The following is a 16799-nucleotide window of genomic DNA, read 5'->3' as shown; positions in this document are numbered from 1 at the left end:
GAACGTTCAGGGCTCCATTCAGCAACGGATGAGCGGTTCATCCGTTGCTTAGTGCTGTGGGGGTGGATGGGGTCGATGGCCGAAACGACCGGCGGCGGGGTTCAGTCCTGCAGGACGGCAGGACGCATATCGGTCCAGGTCCGCTCGGTGAAGTCGAGGCATTCCTGGCGCGAGGCTTCGCCGAAGACGATTTCCCAACCGGCCGGGACGGCAGCGAAAACCGGCCACAGCGAGTATTGCCGCTCCGCGTTCAGCAGGACGAAAAAGCGGCCGGAATCATCATCGAAAGGGTTTTGGGTCATGCTCATCAGCATACCAACTAAGTAAAGGCTAACCTAACCTGGAGCCTTCTCCCGAAACCTTTCCGGTTCAGCGTGTGCGGTACAGCAAGTAGACGAAATACGGCGTGCCGATGAGCGCCACGATCAGCCCCGCCGGGACTTGCGCCGGTGCGATCACGGTGCGCCCGAGGGTGTCCGCGACGCTGACCAGCACGGCGCCGATCACTGCGGAGAGCGGCAGCACCTTGGCCGAATGCGCGCCGACCAGGGAACGCGCGATATGCGGCGCCACCAAACCCACGAAGCCCACCACGCCGACTGCGGACACCGCCGTCGCAGCGAGCAGCACGGAGACGCCGAGGGTGAGCAGCCGGACCGGTTCCAGCCGGATCCCGACGATCCGCGGCGTGTTTTCGTCCAAGGCCAGAACGTCGATGTCGCGACGGAACAGGAACAGCAGCGGAAGCAGCAACAACAAGGCGATGCCCACCGGAATCAGCTGGTCCAGGCTCCGGCCATAGGTCGTCCCGGAGAGCCAAGTCAAAGCCAGAGGCGTGTTCCAGGGATCCGCTTTGACCAGCAAGAACGTGGTGATCGCACCGCCTCCGGCGCTGGCGCCGACGCCGATCAACATGATCCGGGCGGAATCGATGCCGCCTTTCCAGGACAGTCCGTAGACCAGCGCGAAGGCCAACACCGCGCCGAGCAGGGCGACCAGCGAAACCTGCCAGGCCGCCGCCGTGGGCACCGCAATCAACAGTCCGATCACGCCGACCCCGGCACCGGCGGTGATGCCGGTGGTATACGGCTCGGCCAGCGGATTCCGGCTGACGCTCTGGATCACCGAACCGGCTGCCGCGAGCGCGGCTCCGGCCAGGACCGCGGCCAGAACCCGGGGGAACCGTTCGTCCAGTGCGAATGAGACCCCGGGCGGAGCCTGGCCGGTCAGCCAATTGAGCACGTCGCCGCCGAGCAGCCAGGTGAAGCCGCTGAGCATCCCGATGATGACCGACCCGGTCAACAGCAGGCTCGCCGAACTGAAGATCACCAGGAACCTGCGCCGGGAAGCCGGGCGGCCCACCGAAGCGGCGGCCGGACGCCCCGCCGCGCCGGCGTCCTTGACCCGGCGGGCCAGGAAGATCAAGAACACTGCACCCAAAAGCGTGGTGCTCACACCAGTGGGGATCTCGATGCCTGAGCTGACCCCGCCGATCCAGCGGATCAAGACATCGGAGCCGAGCACGACGACGGCGCCGAGCAGCGCCGAAAGCGGGATCAGGAAGCGGTGTTTTGCCAATCCGGGCAATTTCGCAGCAAGCAGTTTGGCGATCGCAGGTGCGCTCAAACCGACAAAGCCCAAGGGTCCGCACAAGGCGACGGAGGCTCCGGTGAGCAGCACCGCGAGTAGGATCCCGAGCAAGCGGATCCGGCCCGGCCGGACGCCCAGCACGGTGACCGCGTCATCGCCCAGGGCCAGCAAATCGAACTTGTGCGCGTAGAGCACCGCGGCGGCCAATGCGAGCAGCACGATCGGACCCACTTGCCAGACCCCACGCAAGTCGATCTGGGTCAGGCTCCCGTTGCCCCAGGCGAACAGGCCGATGGTGCGTTGCGCGAAGAGCAACAGCAGCAACGCGGTCGCCGCCTGCAGGGCCATCGCCACGGCCGAGCCGCCCAGAACCAGCCTGGTCACCGAAGTGTTCCGCCCGGCGATCAGCAAAAACACCACGGCGGCCGCGGCCAAGCCGCCGAAGAAGCCGACTAGACCGCCGAGCCAGACCGGCAGGACGATGCCGAACGCGGCGACCAGGGTCACCGTGAAGGCAGCACCGGCGGTGACGCCGAGGGTGTCCGGCGAGGCCAGGGCATTGCGCGAGATCGATTGCAGCAGTGCGCCGGCGGCGCCGAGCGCAAGGCCCGCGATCAGTCCGGCGAGCAGCCGGGGCAACCGACTCGCGATGAAGGCGTTGCTGGTCAGCTCATCGCCGTTTCCGGTCAGCAAACGGAATAAGTCCCCGGCTCCGACGCTGGAGCTGCCCTGGCTCAAATGCACCGCGGAGATCAGCAGCGTCAGCAGTAACACGCCAAGCAGAACGATCGGGGCGGAAATCCGCCCGGTCAAGCTGGATTTCCACCCCGCCCGTTCCGGCGCAGTGGCCAGATTCACAGTTCAACCAGTGACATGAATTAGGAGGTTACTGCGGCAACGAAGGCATCGATGACCTGTTCGCTGCTCTTGGGTCCGCCGAAGGTCCAGATTCCGGCCGGGAAGGCCTTGACCGAACCGCTCTTGACCGCGGCGAGGTTCTGCCACAGCTGGTTTCCTTCCAGCGGGGTCAACCAGTCCTTCGATTCGGCGGCGGTGTAGAAGATCCGGTTCGGGTTCAGCGCGGAAAGGCCCTCGACATCGGTGGCGGCGAAGCCGTAGACCGGATCGGCCTCTCCGGTCCAGAGGTTCTGCAGGCCCAACTGGGTGCCCAAATCGCCGATCAACGAGCCTTTGCCGAAGATCCGGATCGAGATATTGGATCCTTCGAGGTAGGCATCCAGGTAGAGGAAGCCCTTGTCCGCCAGATTGGCGTCTTGGATCTTCTGCTTGGCCTGCGCCAGTTTGGCATCGAAAGCCTCCAGGGTCTGCTTCGCCTGCGCATCTTTGCCCAGCGCACTGGCGATCATCTGGAAGGTCTGCTTCATCTTGCCCACCGAGTCTTTGCCGTCGGCGCCCTTAGACACCATCACCGCGATGCCGCGGTCGGAGAGCTGCTTGACCAGCGGGGTCTCATTATTGGCCTCGATGATCACCAGGTCCGGGTTGAGCGAGAAAATCGCATCGAGGTTCGGCTCCTGACGGGTTCCGACGTCCTTGACCGAATCCGGCATCGCCTCCGCGGTGTCCCAGACCTTGTATCCGGCGATGTCGGATACCCCCACCGGAGTCACCCCGAGGGTGAGCACGTCTTCGGCCTGCTGCCATTCGGTGGTCACCACGCGCTCAGCCGGTTTGGCCAGCGAGACCGTACGGTCCAGATCGTCCTTGACCGTGATCGCAGCTCCGCTGCCGGAACCGGATGCGGTGGCCGCAGGCTGCGTGGTGCCGCACGCCGAAAGTGCGAGCGCGCCGATGAGCAGCGCGCCGGTAAGCCGAAATTTGTTCACTGTGATGTTTCCGTTCTTGTCTCTATAAAGGCTCGGCCCGGGACCTCCGGACCGAAAGCGGTGATGTATGGCGGCGGTCAGGCCAAGGAGAGCGCAGACCGCATCCGGCGGGCCATCGGGCGGGTGTGCACCACACCGGTCTCGTCGTCCAAGCTCACTTGGATCTGGATTCCGTAGACCTCGGACAACAGCTCGGCAGTCAGCACCTCTTCGGGTCTGCCTGCGATCCGAACCGTGCCCTGGTGCATCACCGCGATGGTGTCGGACACCTCTGCCGCGTGATTGAGGTCGTGCAAGACCACGCCGACTGCGACATTGTGCAGTTCGGCCAATTCGCAGATCAAGTCCAAGAACTCGACTTGGTGCCGCAAGTCCAGGAAGGTCGTGGGCTCGTCGAGCAGCAGCACACTGGCATCCTGCGCCAAGCAGGAGGCCAGCCAAACCCGTTGCAACTCTCCCCCGGACAGTTCGTCGACCGGACGGTCGGCCATCGCGCTGACCCGGGTTTTCGCCATGGCCTCCTCGATGGCCTGCAGATCTTCTGCACTGCTGCGCCCCCACCGGCGCAAATAAGGCTGACGTCCGTACCCGACCAGATCGCGCACCGTGATTCCCGAAGGGTTCGGCCGGTGCTGCGCGAGCAAGGTCACCCGTTGGGCGAATTCCCGCCGGCTCAACAACATCGCATCCGGATGCCCGTCGAGCGCAACTGTTCCGGAATCCACCCGGTGCAGCCGGGCCAAGGAGCGCAACAAGGTCGATTTCCCGCTGCCGTTCGGCCCCACGAGCGAGGTGACCTTGGCGGCCGCCAAACTCAGCGACGCCGAATCCACGACTCGTCGAGTGCCGTAGGACAAGTGCAGATCGTGCCCGGAAAGCGCAGCGAGGGAAGTCACATCAACCATGCTGTCATAGTAACTTAGGATAAGCTAACCTAAAACTCGCCGTCATATTCAGGGCGAACCTGCCGGCCGGCGGCAGCGTCAAAATCCGCCCGGCCGAGTCGCGATCCGGCGCAAGACCCATGCCCAGTAATTTGCATGCCCAGAAGCAACTAAGAGAAAGACGTCCTGCCATGACCCAGACACTGAGTGAAACCTCCGATTTCGAACCCCTCGTCGCCGATTCCGCGGCGAACCCCAGCCTGCGCGAAGCCAAGCCCCAGCGGTTCCTGATGTGCCGCCCCGGGAACTTCGAGGTCTACTACTCGATCAACCGCTGGATGGACGTCACGGTCCAAGTCGACGCCGCCCTGGCCATGGCGCAATGGGAGAACCTGCGCAAGACCTACCTCCGGCTGGGCCACTCCGTCGAGGTGATGGACGACGTGCCGGGCCTGCCGGACATGGTCTTCACGGCCAATGCCGGGATCATCAAGGGCGGCAAGGCCTTGGTCAGCAAATTCCGGTCCGAATACCGGCAGCCGGAAGAAGAGTACTTCGCCCAGTGGTTCCAGGCGCAGGGCTTCGACGTGGTGCGGCCGGAGCTGGTCAACGAAGGCGAAGGCGACTTCCTCTGGACCGGAAGCGTAATGCTGGGCGGCAGTGGCTTCCGGAGCGAGCTCGGCGCCGGACCGGAAGTCACTGAACTGCTCGGATTGCCCACCGAGACCTTGGAACTCGTCGACTCCCGCTGGTACCACATCGACACCGCGCTCGCGATCCTGGATGAGCGCACCATCGCCTTCGTGCCCGAGGCCTTTTCCCCGCGTTCGCTCGAAATCCTGGCCGGATTGGGCCTGGACCAGATCCGAGTCTGCGTCGAGGACGCCGAATGGTTCGCCCTCAACGCGGTGAGCGACGGCAAAAACGTGGTAGTCGCCGAGCAGGCGGTGAACTTCCAAGCGCAACTGGCCGAGCACGGCTTCACTCCGGTGCCGGTCGACGTTTCCGAATTCCTCAAATCCGGCGGCGGCGCGAAATGCTGCACATTGATCCTGGATCGCTGATCCGGGACCGCTGAACACTGCCAGGCCCGCGATATCACGCGGCTGGCGACGCGATTCCGGGTGGCGGGCAATTTCTCGGCACGCTCTCCGTCGGGACCGGCGCCCGGGCCGCCGGCCACGCCTGCTACAAGTTGGCTTCGGCCCCGTCGGCAGGCTCTGGCCACGCGCCCCGGCTCAGGCGCGCAAAGGCATCGCATGCCCAGGCCGCCGGGACGTTCGTATCGTCGGTGAACTCGGATAAAGCCCACATTTCCAAAGCGATTCTTATCGCGCTCGTTGCCGCGGCGGCCACAATCCGTCGACTCATCACCTCAGCACCGAACGTGCCCTCGAGGAGGTCCACGAGGGCACGTTCGGATTGTTGATTCACCCTTGACCAAACGTCCCGCAGCAGTTGGTCCTCTTGTGCTACCCGAAGCAGGCGGGCCATGATGCGCAACTGATCTGCCTCCGCCGCATCGGCCGGCGTCAAAATCTGTCGAATCACTCCCGTCATATGGACTGCCGAGATTTTGTCCAGCGAGGCGAGCTCGGATTGCCACTGGGCAGCTCCCGCAAAAAGCACTGGCCCGACTGCATCCTCTTTTGTCGGGAAGTACCGATAAAAAGTCCGCAGCGACACCCCGGAAGCAACCGCGATTTCCCGGGCAGTCACACTGTACGTGCCATGCTCGGCAAACAAGACAACCGCGGTCTTGGCGATATCGAGCTTCGTTGCAGCCGTTCGCCGCCCCCTCAAAGTGCTCATCCTCCGAGACTAGACCACCAATAAATTCTGGCATAAGATGTGAATATGGCACAACGTGCCATATTCACACGGCATTGGCAGCATTATCGGGAGAGGCACCATGAATCGGTACGAACGACGGCGGGTTCTCATCACCGGCGCAGGATCGGGCATCGGACAAGCGACCGCGCTACGCCTCCTCGCAGAGGGCGGAAACGTAGCTGCGGCAGACATCTCCGAAAATGGGCTGGAATCCACCCGCGAAGCGGCGGGTCGCTCGGCCGATCGGCTGACCGTACTGACCATGGACATCGCCAACGAAGAGTCCGTGAAGGCCGGCGTAACCCGGACAATTGAGGCGCTCGGCGGACTGGACGCCCTGGTCAACGCAGCTGGCATCTTGCGATCCTCGCACACCGAGAACACGTCGCTCGATCTGTTCGAACAGATCATCCGGGTCAATCTCCTCGGAACGTTCCTCGTCATCAGGGAAGCCCTTCCCCATCTCCGTGCGGGCAACGCGCCTGCAGTGGTGAATTTCTCCTCCACCTCAGCTGCCTTCGCCCACCCCTACATGGCCGCATATGCAGCGAGCAAGGGCGGAGTGCAGTCGATGACCCACGCACTGGCAGCCGAGTACTCGCAGGACGGCATTCGCTTCAACTCCGTCCAACCCGGGTCCATTTCTTCCGGAATGACCGATGGATCCGGCGAAAGTCGCGAAAACCAAGGACCTGCTTTACCCGAGGACGCCAATATGGAGCTATTCGGCAAACTCGCGCCCGCCCTAGGGCCGGGGTTCGCGGAGCCCGACGCGGTCGCCGGCGTCGTGGCGATGCTGGCTTCCGCGGATGGAAAATTCATTACCGGAACCGAGATCCGCATCGATGGTGGAACCCATTATTAACCTGGAATACTCAATGCCCCGAGCAGCCACGATGACATTTTTTTACGCACCCGGGGACCCGGAGTCCGACCGATAGCGAACCACGGGACTGGGCGTCGACCAACCGAGCGCCAACCAATGGTCTTGCGATCTGCCGATGCAACACGGTTCGCTAGGCGGTGGAGCCACGCAGTGGCCGTGGCCCCTGATCCAGCATTGCTGAAACTGATCACTTGATGTATACAAAAATCAGCAATTAAAACCCGTCGAGGGAAATATTCCGCCTTTGTGTATACAATGGTGTTATGCGCGCCAGCGAGAAGGCCTACCAGGCCCTGCATCAGGACATCGTGCAATGGCGCCTGTCCCCCGGCACGGTCTTGGGCGAAGTAGAACTTTCCGAACGGCTCGGCGTGAGCCGCACCCCGGTCCGTGAAGCGCTCTCCCGGCTCACCGCCGAAGGATTGACCACGGCCAAGGGCGGCCGCGGCGTCGTGGTCACCGATGTCTCCTTGGAGACCGTGCGGGAACTCTACGAATTGCGGGAGACCTTGGAGGCCAAAGCCGCCGCATTGGCCGCCGAGCGCGGCGACTCCGGCAGCTTCGCGCAACTGCAGCGCGATTTCGCCGCCGCCGGGCTCAGTCTGGCCGCAGGCAGTTCCACCGAGGAGTACTACCGGCTCTCCGGCAATCTCGATGCCGCACTCGACAAGTCCTGCGGCAACCCCTTTTTGGTCAACTCGCTGAAAAACATCCGCCCGTTGCTGGCCCGCGCCCGTCGGATGGCCCAGGAACACCCGGAACGCCTGCAGGCGACTGCGGCGGAACATTCGGCGATCTGCGCCGCGATCGCCGCTGGAAAACCGCAGGTGGCCGCAGCGGCCACCACGATCCACCTCAACAACTCCCTGCAACACATCCTCGACAGCAAGCCAAACAACCAGAAAGGCCCGGGACAGTGAAAAACCAGCACGTCCGCGTTTACAAGAGCGAAGAGAATCTGGCCCGCGAGGACCAACTCGCCTACAAAATCGCCCAGGTCGCCGTCGACCCGGTCGAAGTGACCGACGAGGTGACCGAGATGATCATCAACCGGATCATCGACAATGCCTCGGTGGCGATCGCTTCGCTCAACCGGGCACCGATCGTCGCGGCTCGGGATCAGGCGCTGGCCCATGAACCGTCCAAGAACGGCAACGGCGCCGGCCTGTTCGGCATCACCGAGACGTCCAGCCCGGAATGGGCTGCCTTCGCCAACGGCGTCGCGGTCCGCGAACTGGATTACCACGACACCTTCCTCTCCGCCGAGTACTCACACCCGGGCGACAACATCCCGCCGATCCTGGCCGTCGCGCAGCACGCCGGCAAGAGCGGCCAGGACTTGATCCGCGGCTTGGCCACCGGCTACGAAATCCAGATCGACTTGGTCAAAGCGATCAGCCTGCACAAGCACAAGATCGACCATGTGGCGCACCTGGGCCCCTCGGCTGTGGCCGGCATCGGCACCTTGCTGGGCCTCGACGCGGAGACCATCTTCCAGGCCGTCGGCCAGGCACTGCACACCACCACGGCGACCCGGCAGTCGCGCAAAGGCCAGATTTCCACTTGGAAGGCCTACGCTCCCGCGTTCGCTGGCAAGATGGCGATCGAAGCCGTGGACCGCACGATGCGTGGCCAGACCTCGCCCGAGCCGATCTATGAAGGCGAAGACGGCGTGATCGCCTGGCTGCTCGACGGACCGAGCGCTTCGTACGACGTTCCGTTGCCGGAAGTTGGCGAGGCCAAGCGGGCAATTCTGGACAGTTACACCAAGGAACACTCGGCCGAGTACCAGGCGCAGGCTTGGATCGACCTGGCCCGCAAGCTGCACCACGAATACCCGCAGCTCACCGACCCGGCAAACGTGAAGTCTGCGGTGCTGCACACCAGCCACCACACGCACTACGTGATCGGCTCCGGCGCGAACGACCCGCAGAAATACGATCCCACCGCTTCCCGGGAGACCCTGGACCACTCGATCCCGTACATCTTTGCGGTTGCGCTCCAGGATGGCACCTGGCACCACGTTGATTCGTACACGCCGGAACGCGCCCAGCGCACGGACACTGTTGACCTGTGGAACAAGATCACCACCGCCGAAGACGCCGAGTGGACCCGGCGTTACCATTCGCTGGACCCGGCGGAGAAGGCTTTCGGCGGCCGCGTCGAAATCGAGCTCGCCGACGGCACCAAGATCGTGGACGAGATTGCCGTCGCGGATGCGCACCCGCTCGGCGCCCGGCCGTTCGCCCGGGAAAACTACGTGAACAAGCTGCGCACCTTGGCCGCCGAAGCCATCGAGCCGGCCGAGCTGGACCGCTTCCTGGCCGCCGTCGAGCGCCTGCCCGAGCTGGCTGCGGGCGAATTGGACCAACTGAACGTGCGGGCCAAGGACGGCTTCGTCGTCACGAACGCCACTGACGGCCTCTTCTAACCGAAAGGATCTGGTCTAGATGCTGTACGCCAAGACCACCGCGGCGCAGAAGCGAATTGATCTGCGCGCGAAACTGAATTCCGGAAAACTCCAGCAGTTCCCCGGAGCTTTCAACCCGCTCTCCGCCAAACTCATCCAAGACAAGGGCTTCGACGGCGTGTACATCTCCGGCGCGGTGCTGTCCGCGGATTTGGGCTTGCCGGACATCGGCCTCACCACGCTGACCGAGGTGGCGACGCGCGCCAAGCAGATCGCCCGGATGACCGATCTGCCCGCCATTGTGGACGCCGACACCGGTTTCGGCGAGCCGATGAACGTGGCCCGCAGTGTGCAGGAGTTCGAAGACGCCGGGCTGGCCGGATTGCACATCGAAGACCAGATCAATCCGAAACGCTGCGGACATTTGGATGGCAAGGCGGTGGTGGATCTGGAGACCGCGCTCAAGCGGATCCGGGCGGCCGCTGATGCGCGACGCGACGAGAATTTCCTGATCATGGCACGCACCGACGTCGCGGCCGTCGAAGGAACTCCGGCCGCCGTGAACCGGGCCAAAGCATTGGTCGACGCCGGTGCGGATGCCATCTTCCCGGAGGCTATGCACACGCTCGCCGATTTCGAAGCGATCCGCACAGCGGTGGACGTGCCGATTCTGGCCAATATGACCGAATTCGGCAAAAGCGAGCTCTTCTCTGCCGAGCAGCTGGCCGGGGCGGGCATCAACATGGTGATTTACCCGGTGACCCTGTTGCGCAGCGCCATGGGCGAAGCGGAGCGCACCCTGGACGTGATTCGTTCTGCCGGCACCCAGCAGCCGGCGGTGGAACGGATGCAGACCCGCGCCCGCTTGTACGAACTCGTAGACTACGAGGGATATAACCATTTCGACTCTGCGGTCTTCAACTTCTCAGTGCCGCAGCAGTTCAACTCGAAGGAGAGCAATGGCTGAGCAGACTCAGGAGATCAAGAAAGGCCTGGCCGGGGTCGTCGTGGACTTCACGGCGGTCTCGAAGGTCAACCCGGAGAGCAACTCGCTGCTCTACCGCGGCTACCCGGTGCAAGAACTCGCCGCGGACAAGAGCTTCGAAGAAGTCGCTTTGCTGCTCTGGAACGGCGAATTGCCCTCCGAAGCCGAGCTGGCCGAGTTCGAAACTTTGGAACGGGCCAACCGGGCCTTGGACCGCAACGTCCAGGCGGCCATCGATTTGCTGCCGACGAGCTGCCATCCGATGGACGTCTGCCGCACCGCAACCTCGGTGATCGGCGCAAACCATGCGTTGGCGGAAGATTCTTCCCCGGCGGCCAATCTGCAAAAGGCCAAAGAGCTTTTCGCTGCAATGCCCGCTGTCGTCGCCTATGACCAACGACGGCGGCACGGCTTGGCCCCGGTGGAGCCCCGCGAAGATCTGGGTTACTCGGCGAACTTCCTCTGGATGACTTTCGGCGAAGAAGCTGCGCCCGAGGTGGTCGAAGCCTTCAACGTCTCGATGATCCTGTATGCGGAGCACTCCTTCAACGCCTCGACCTTCACCGCCCGGGTGATCACCTCGACGCTGGCTGATCTGCACTCCGCAGTGACCGGCGCGATCGGCGCGCTCAAAGGCCCGCTGCACGGCGGCGCCAATGAAGCCGTGATGCACACCTTCGAGGAAATCCAGTCCACCGGAGTGGACGCGAAGACTTGGTTGGATGATGCATTGGCGCAGAAGAAGAAGATCATGGGCTTCGGCCACCGGGTCTACAAGAACGGCGACTCCCGGGTGCCGACCATGAAGGCCGCCCTGGAGAAAATGTCGGCGCACTATCAGCGCGAAGACATGTTGGAACTGTATTCCGCGCTGGAATCGGCGATGGGCGAGGCGAAGAACATCAAACCGAACCTGGACTACCCCGCCGGTCCGACGTACCACTTGATGGGCTTCGACACCCCGACCTTCACTCCGCTGTTCGTGGCCAGCCGGATCACCGGTTGGACCGCGCACATCATGGAGCAGGCGGCGGCGAACTCGTTGATCCGGCCGTTGAGCGCCTACAACGGCGTCGACGAACGGCACCTCTAGACGGCCTAGTCGGAATCCAGAACGCTGTCGATCTTGGTTGACGCCGGGGATATTCCGCGAGCTCAACCAAGATCGGCGGCTTTCGTGGTTTAGCAGCGGCCGAGCCACTCCGGTCCGGCCGCTGAGGTGAACGCGATGGTTCGCTTGGTGTTCATCTCGCTGGTTTAGCCTGCACTGCATGGTAGACAGAATCCGTGCTGCGGTTTGGCTTGGCCCTGCCCTGGGCTTTGAAATCCGAACGCTTTCCGCTCCAGAACTCGGCCCCGGCCAGACCCTGGTCCGGATCGAATCCGCCTGCATCTGCGGCTCCGATTTGCACACCGTGGAAGGCCGCCGGGAAAGCCCGGCGCCGAGCGTGCTAGGGCACGAATACTGCGGTGTCGTCGAAGCCCTGGGCCCGGGGCCTACGCCCCGGACCACGCTGGACGAGGCGGTACAGGTTGGCGACCGCGTAGTCTGGTCAATCACCGATTCCTGCGGCGAATGCACCCGCTGCGCACGGGGGCTGCCGCAGAAGTGCCGCCATGTGGCCAAATACGGCCACACTGCCTGGGAGAGCTGGCCGCTTTCCGGCGGCTTTGCCAGCCACGTGCAGCTGCGAGCCGGAACCCCGATTGCTCTGGTCCCCGATTCGCTGCCGAGCGCGGTAGCCGCAACCGCCACCTGCGCCGGAGCCACCATCATGGCTGCCGTGGAAGGCGCCACCGGTGAATCCGCGCTCGTCATCGGCGCCGGAATGCTCGGGCTCTACGCCTGCGCGGTGCTCGCCGAGCAGGGTTTCGAAGTCACCGTCTGGGAGCCGCAGGCCGAGCGCCGCCGGCGGGCTTTGCGGTTCGGTGCCACGTACACGGCAGACGGACCGGAAGCAGACCGGCGCTTCGACATCGCCGTCGAACTCTCCGGTTACCGCCCGATCATCCCCGAGGCGCTGGCCGCCTTGGAGATCGGCGGCATCTTGTTGCTGGCCGGAACGGTCTCCCCCGGGCCTGCCGTCCCCGTCGATCCCGAAGCGATGGTTCGCGGGTTGTCCACGATGCAGGGCGTGCACAACTACCGCCCGGAACATCTTCAGCAGACCATCGACTTCTTGGCCGCCTCGGACAAACCGTTCGCCGAACTATTGAGCGAGTCCCGGCCGCTGGCCGATATTGCGGCCGCCTTCGACGCCGCGCGGGACGGTCAAGCGCTCAGGGTCGTGCTGGTGCCGTAAGCACTTCGGCTACTGCCTCATTGTCCGCAGCCATTCGGACCGTGAAGTGCTGTTCCGGCCCGTTGAGCAGCACCGGCAGCCAATACCCGGCATCTTGCCACATCCGGTGCAGCGGCAACCGGTCCAGGGCATGCCACTCAGGATTGATCTCGCTGGTTTCCCGTGGTTCGCCCTGCCAGTCGGAGGCGCTGAAGACGTCGGTGTCCATATCCCATTCCGGCCGTTCCGGGAACCGGAAAGCCACGGAACCGCGGTAGGCCAACTGGTTTTCGGTGAGCCGGACCGAGGTTTCTTCGAACAATTCGCGGACCGCTGCAGCAGCTGCGGTTTCCCCGGCTTCCAGGTGTCCGCCGATGCCCACCACTTTCCCGGTGCCGAAGCCGGTCTTCTTCAGGCCCAGCAGGACTTCCGGAGCTCCCGAGGGAAGCGGCCGGAACAAGAACACCAGAGTCACCGCGGCAGGAACCATGGAATGAGCTTAGCTGGGAGCGGAGGCCAAGACGGCAGCCGGGCTCTTGATCCCGCGCGCTGATGAGCAGCATGGTGAGCCGCATCTGCTCAAACTGGTGGGTTACCGATCAAGGCCTCTCGCAGCTGGGCGGGAATACCGATCCGGGTAAATTGCTCCTCCATCAACTGAATCTGCAGATCCGACGGGGTATTCCGGTTGTACTTCTGCAAGCTGAGCATCGCGAATTCATACTTCTCGCCCTTCTTCCGGGCAAAGTAATTGTAGCTGTTCTGCCCGGGAGATACGCCCAGTGCGGCGCTCCCGCGATCATTGAGCTCAAAAGCCATCCAGCCTTCGGCGCAGCCCAACGGAGTGAAGAATTCCGGATTGCTGGCGACATAGTTCGGTAACGGATTGCCAGCAGGATCTGGCAGGACCGCTGTTACGCTGCCCATACTGCAGGACAGCCCTTGAGGAGTTTCCGTAGGCGACGGCGATGACTGCGTTGGCCGGTTAGTCGTGCTAGTCATCGAACTGCTGTTTGATCCGCTATCGCTCGGCCCGGCTGGGACTAGCGAATTGTTGGCCTGCGGAAAAGAACAGACCCGCGACCACCAGGCCGAGTACCGCAACGGAGGCCGTACCGATCACCACCTGCAGCCGGCCACGCCGCTTGCGGCGTTCCGCCAGCGAGGCCACTGGATTGATGTCTTCGGGGTGGCCAGATCCATTCTTGAAGATGTCCGGAAGATATTCTGCCGACTGGCTGTCGGCAGCCGAACCGGATACCGGATTCATGTCTCGGAGGATACGTTCAATTCGGTCCATGTCAACCCACCTCAATGCTTGAAAATTGCGAAAGGGTTCTTGCGAAGGCTTTTCGGGCTCGGAACAACCTGACGCCGGCTGCGGACTCCGAGCAGCCAAGCACCTCAGCGATATCCGCCAGGCTCAAATCGTCCCAGTAGGCCAGAAGCAGAATTTCGCGATCTTTTTCCCGCAGGTAATCCAGTGCTTCGGCGCGTCCTGCCGGCTCTGGCGCCTGGCCGGCTTGGTACTTGAGTCGTTCGGCCTCGGCCAAGCGCTCTTGCAGTTGCTGAGCCCGTCAGCGCCCCTGGTATTCGTTGCCGATCAGGTTCCGGGCCACGGTCAAAAACCAGCCAATCGAAAAGTCCTTCACGCCGTCGTATTTTTGCCAAGCGATCCGGAAGACATCCGCCGCGAGTTCCTCGGCGACTTCTTCAGAAGAAATCCTGCGTCGGATGTAATTGAGCACTCGAATTTGGTACTGGCCGTGCAACACCAGAAAGCCGCGCTCACGTTCCGTCGTCACCAGGGGCTCCTCTCAGGTGGATCGTTGTCCAATACCTGTAGAGTTTCGCGAGGACTATATTTCTTTACACTTTACGAAAAGAAAGTTCGGCCTTCTGGAACTGGCCAGATCCTCGGCCGCCGTGGAACTCGCCCAGTGCTAACCCAACGCCCGTGGATGCGCCGCGGCATAGACTTCGCGCAGCGTATCGGCGGTCACCAAGGTGTAGACCTGGGTGGTGGTCACCGAGGCGTGGCCCAGCAGCTCCTGAGCCCACTGCCGGCCGTGGTATTCATTGCCGATGAGGTTGCGGGCTACGGTGAGCAGCCAAGCCAGGGTGGGCTCGGGCACGGATTCGGATTTTTCCCAGGCGATCCGGAAAACGTCGGCGGCAAGTTCCTCGGCCGTCTCCTCGGAAGAGATCCGCCGGCGGATATAGTTCAGCACCCGCCCACGGAACTGCTTGTGCAATGCCACGAACGTACTTTCGTGTTCCATCAACACTCGGACCCCCTCTCAGTCAACGCCTTCGTTCGTCAACTGATGAGTTTCGCCAAGTGGCAACCTTATTACACTGCTGTCAAAGATTTTTCGGATTTTTTTCGGTGAACGTCAGCCGTCCACAAATCCAACAATCAACCCCAGAACTTCGCAGCAGGCACCACAAGCCACATCCCGAGATCATCGTCTCAGGCACAGTGCCCAGAAAACCGAGCCTAGCTCCTACGACTGCTCGTGAGTCCCACAGAAGCTTCTCTGTCTAACTAATTTGGGTACAGGCCGGTGATCCCCAGTGCGTCTCCTCGGCCAAGCGACCTGTATTCCGGTTGGCAATAGTTGAACTCCGGAACCATCACTTGTCCGGTGTTTTGGTCAACGTGGGTCAATCCGTAGGTGTGTCCCCATTCGTGAACCGCAACTGATTCTAGATCGAATCGCGCGTTGCAGGTCCCACTGGTGAACCAAGGCTTGTTAACGTTGTAGTTTTGATCGGAGGCGAAGGCCCTACCGTCGCTTGTCCTGTACCAAGTACAAGTAAGAGCTAGCGTCCTCGAATCATTAAAGACGCCCCAACCAATGATGTTCTCTGTGTCGTAACTGCCGCACGTTCCATCTTCACGAACCTGCGGGCGGGTTGATGTTCCATATTGAAAACGCTGTGAAGCAGAGCTTGAAGAGTTCTGGTTACACGCCGAAATCGACCCCGTCCATCGCTTACCAGCATTCTGCATGATTCCCAAAGCATCGGCGCTTGGCTGGCCGGCAGCGTTGTATTGCCAGTCAAAAGGGGTCACCCATTTCCAGCCGGCATACTGGTACGCAGAGTTGTTGCAGCCGTTACTACCGGCATAAAGAATCGGCGCTGGGGTCGTGGCCTTGTTGGAGGTTGGCCCAGCCGGGCTTGATTTTTCGGCCAAGGTTTTTTGTATAGAGATTTCAGCAGCTTTGAAGGATGCTCTCGATTTTTCACTTCCATAAAGCCCGATGGAGGTCTTCACCGCCATTTCGCCCGCTTCGGATCTGAAGACCACGACATCACCAGAGCTTCCAGTTCCGTCCACACGAAGTTCGTTCATAGCGACACTCAGTCCCGCTGGCGGGACCGCGAAAGAACGGCCCGATCCATCGATATCAATGTTGGCGTTCTTGTAATCGCAGGCTGGATCTTCGAGCAAAGACAGTTGTCCTAGCTGGACAGTTTGACTTGTATTACATGGAAGCATTCTGGCCGAAGTTTCAGCCGTTGCCGATGGAACGCTGAAAGAGAAGAGGACACCGGTAGCCAAAACGACCGAAAAAATGCGACGTTGCATTGAATCTACTTTCCGTTCAGATTGCCGATGATGACATCAATCAGCCGGATCGGTACGCCTCCGCCATCATTGCAAGATTTTTCCGAGGTCGTTATGGTCCCGTCACATGCCGACGAACTCGACGAACTGATGTCGTAGGACAGAGGATAGAAGAGCGCGATCACCATGAGACCGATAATTGCCAAAGTCGCCGCAGAAACTACGACCACGATCCTCGTTGATCGTCGTCGATACCAGACGGACAGCCGGGCGAACTCCCCCATAGGTTAAATTAGTCCATTAATCCAAGGAAGAAACAAGAGTGCAGTTGTAAATATTATTTTGGCTCCGAAGACTTCGCTGGCTTAACTAACAGGCCGAATCGCCGTACTGGCTTCGCGTAACGGGCTTGACGGCCATAGGAGCGTCACGCACCGGTTGGAACTGAGCCCGGTGAATTCCGCGCTCATGACGGTCCTGCTGTCAGCAGCCCAATCCGCCGCCC

The 16799-nt window shown here is 62.1% G+C and carries 18 protein-coding genes and 2 pseudogenes; 7 read left to right on the top strand and 13 right to left on the bottom strand.

What is annotated here, in order from left to right; genetic code table 11:
* Positions 1-101: 101 nt before the first annotated feature.
* From JOE69_RS15665 to JOE69_RS15650, 4 genes are all read right to left on the bottom strand, one after another.
* On the bottom strand, positions 102-302 hold the full coding sequence (locus tag JOE69_RS15665; protein ID WP_296361198.1) for an MbtH family protein: 201 nt from the start codon (positions 300-302) through the stop codon (positions 102-104).
* A 67-nt stretch (positions 303-369) separates the two neighbouring features.
* Entirely contained in the window at positions 370-2448 is a 2079-nt protein-coding gene (locus JOE69_RS15660) for an iron ABC transporter permease (RefSeq protein ID WP_309800264.1), read from the bottom strand.
* Between the two features lie 20 nt (positions 2449-2468).
* Entirely contained in the window at positions 2469-3437 is a 969-nt protein-coding gene (locus JOE69_RS15655) for an ABC transporter substrate-binding protein (RefSeq protein ID WP_309800261.1), read from the bottom strand.
* Between the two features lie 77 nt (positions 3438-3514).
* Positions 3515-4342 carry an ABC transporter ATP-binding protein gene (locus JOE69_RS15650; protein WP_296361193.1) on the bottom strand — a complete coding sequence of 276 codons (828 nt, stop codon included), beginning with the start codon at positions 4340-4342 and terminating at the stop codon, positions 3515-3517.
* A 170-nt stretch (positions 4343-4512) separates the two neighbouring features.
* On the opposite strand from JOE69_RS15650, the gene ddaH reads away from it, so the two are divergent.
* The gene (ddaH, locus tag JOE69_RS15645) at positions 4513-5385 is read left to right on the top strand and encodes a dimethylargininase (RefSeq protein WP_309800258.1); all 873 of its coding nucleotides are present in this window, start codon (positions 4513-4515) and stop codon (positions 5383-5385) included.
* Between the two features lie 124 nt (positions 5386-5509).
* Here the strand turns inward: ddaH and JOE69_RS15640 are convergent, their stop codons facing one another.
* Positions 5510-6133, bottom strand: coding sequence for a TetR/AcrR family transcriptional regulator (locus tag JOE69_RS15640; protein ID WP_309800256.1), 624 nt, complete (start codon positions 6131-6133; stop codon positions 5510-5512).
* Positions 6134-6188: 55 nt separating this feature from the next.
* Here JOE69_RS15640 and JOE69_RS15635 point away from each other — a divergent pair, with 55 nt between their 5' ends.
* The 6 genes from JOE69_RS15635 (at position 6189) to JOE69_RS15610 (ending at position 12738) form a co-directional block, all read left to right on the top strand.
* Entirely contained in the window at positions 6189-7019 is an 831-nt protein-coding gene (locus JOE69_RS15635; RefSeq protein WP_309800253.1) for an SDR family NAD(P)-dependent oxidoreductase, read from the top strand.
* A 284-nt stretch (positions 7020-7303) separates the two neighbouring features.
* Positions 7304-7960, top strand: a complete 657-nt coding sequence (locus JOE69_RS15630) for a GntR family transcriptional regulator (protein WP_309800251.1) — start codon at positions 7304-7306, stop codon at positions 7958-7960.
* Positions 7957-9471, top strand: a complete 1515-nt coding sequence (locus tag JOE69_RS15625; RefSeq protein ID WP_309800249.1) for an MmgE/PrpD family protein — start codon at positions 7957-7959, stop codon at positions 9469-9471. The genes JOE69_RS15630 and JOE69_RS15625 overlap by 4 nt, the downstream gene beginning before the upstream one ends.
* Before the next feature lie 19 nt (positions 9472-9490).
* Entirely contained in the window at positions 9491-10417 is a 927-nt protein-coding gene (gene prpB / locus JOE69_RS15620) for a methylisocitrate lyase (protein WP_309800234.1), read from the top strand.
* Positions 10410-11528: a bifunctional 2-methylcitrate synthase/citrate synthase gene (locus tag JOE69_RS15615; protein ID WP_309800232.1), complete on the top strand. Its 1119-nt coding sequence runs from the start codon at positions 10410-10412 to the stop codon at positions 11526-11528. Before prpB ends, JOE69_RS15615 begins: the two co-directional genes overlap by 8 nt.
* 178 nt (positions 11529-11706) lie before the next feature.
* Positions 11707-12738 carry a zinc-binding dehydrogenase gene (locus JOE69_RS15610; protein ID WP_309800229.1) on the top strand — a complete coding sequence of 344 codons (1032 nt, stop codon included), beginning with the start codon at positions 11707-11709 and terminating at the stop codon, positions 12736-12738.
* On the opposite strand, the gene JOE69_RS15605 is transcribed toward JOE69_RS15610, so the two are convergent.
* The 8 genes and pseudogenes from JOE69_RS15605 to JOE69_RS15570 form a co-directional block, all read right to left on the bottom strand.
* Positions 12716-13207: an 8-oxo-dGTP diphosphatase gene (locus tag JOE69_RS15605; protein WP_309800227.1), complete on the bottom strand. Its 492-nt coding sequence runs from the start codon at positions 13205-13207 to the stop codon at positions 12716-12718. The two genes, JOE69_RS15610 and JOE69_RS15605, sit on opposite strands and share 23 nt — an antisense overlap.
* Positions 13208-13296: 89 nt before the next feature.
* Positions 13297-13644, bottom strand: coding sequence for a hypothetical protein (locus JOE69_RS15600; protein ID WP_309800225.1), 348 nt, complete (start codon positions 13642-13644; stop codon positions 13297-13299).
* Positions 13645-13738: 94 nt separating this feature from the next.
* Positions 13739-13987 (bottom strand): hypothetical protein, encoded by a 249-nt coding sequence (locus tag JOE69_RS15595; RefSeq protein ID WP_309800223.1) that lies wholly within the window; start codon positions 13985-13987, stop codon positions 13739-13741.
* Positions 13988-14018: 31 nt separating this feature from the next.
* On the bottom strand, positions 14019-14270 hold the full coding sequence (locus JOE69_RS15590) for an RNA polymerase sigma factor (protein ID WP_309800221.1): 252 nt from the start codon (positions 14268-14270) through the stop codon (positions 14019-14021).
* A 24-nt stretch (positions 14271-14294) separates the two neighbouring features.
* Positions 14295-14522 (bottom strand): RNA polymerase sigma factor, encoded by a 228-nt coding sequence (locus JOE69_RS15585; RefSeq protein ID WP_309800220.1) that lies wholly within the window; start codon positions 14520-14522, stop codon positions 14295-14297.
* Between the two features lie 138 nt (positions 14523-14660).
* Positions 14661-14771: pseudogene (locus JOE69_RS15580) on the bottom strand (site-specific tyrosine recombinase XerD); the annotation flags it as partial.
* 15 nt (positions 14772-14786) lie between these two features.
* Positions 14787-14999: pseudogene (locus JOE69_RS15575) on the bottom strand (RNA polymerase sigma factor); the annotation flags it as partial.
* 266 nt (positions 15000-15265) lie between these two features.
* Positions 15266-16315, bottom strand: a complete 1050-nt coding sequence (locus JOE69_RS15570; protein ID WP_309800218.1) for a matrixin family metalloprotease — start codon at positions 16313-16315, stop codon at positions 15266-15268.
* Between the last annotated feature and the right edge of the window lie 484 nt (positions 16316-16799).

This window comes from Arthrobacter russicus (assembly GCF_031454135.1).
In the GTDB taxonomy this organism is placed as follows: domain Bacteria; phylum Actinomycetota; class Actinomycetes; order Actinomycetales; family Micrococcaceae; genus Renibacterium; species Renibacterium russicum.
Note: the sequence above shows the minus strand (reverse complement) of the source record. Positions and strands in the feature narration are given on the sequence as shown.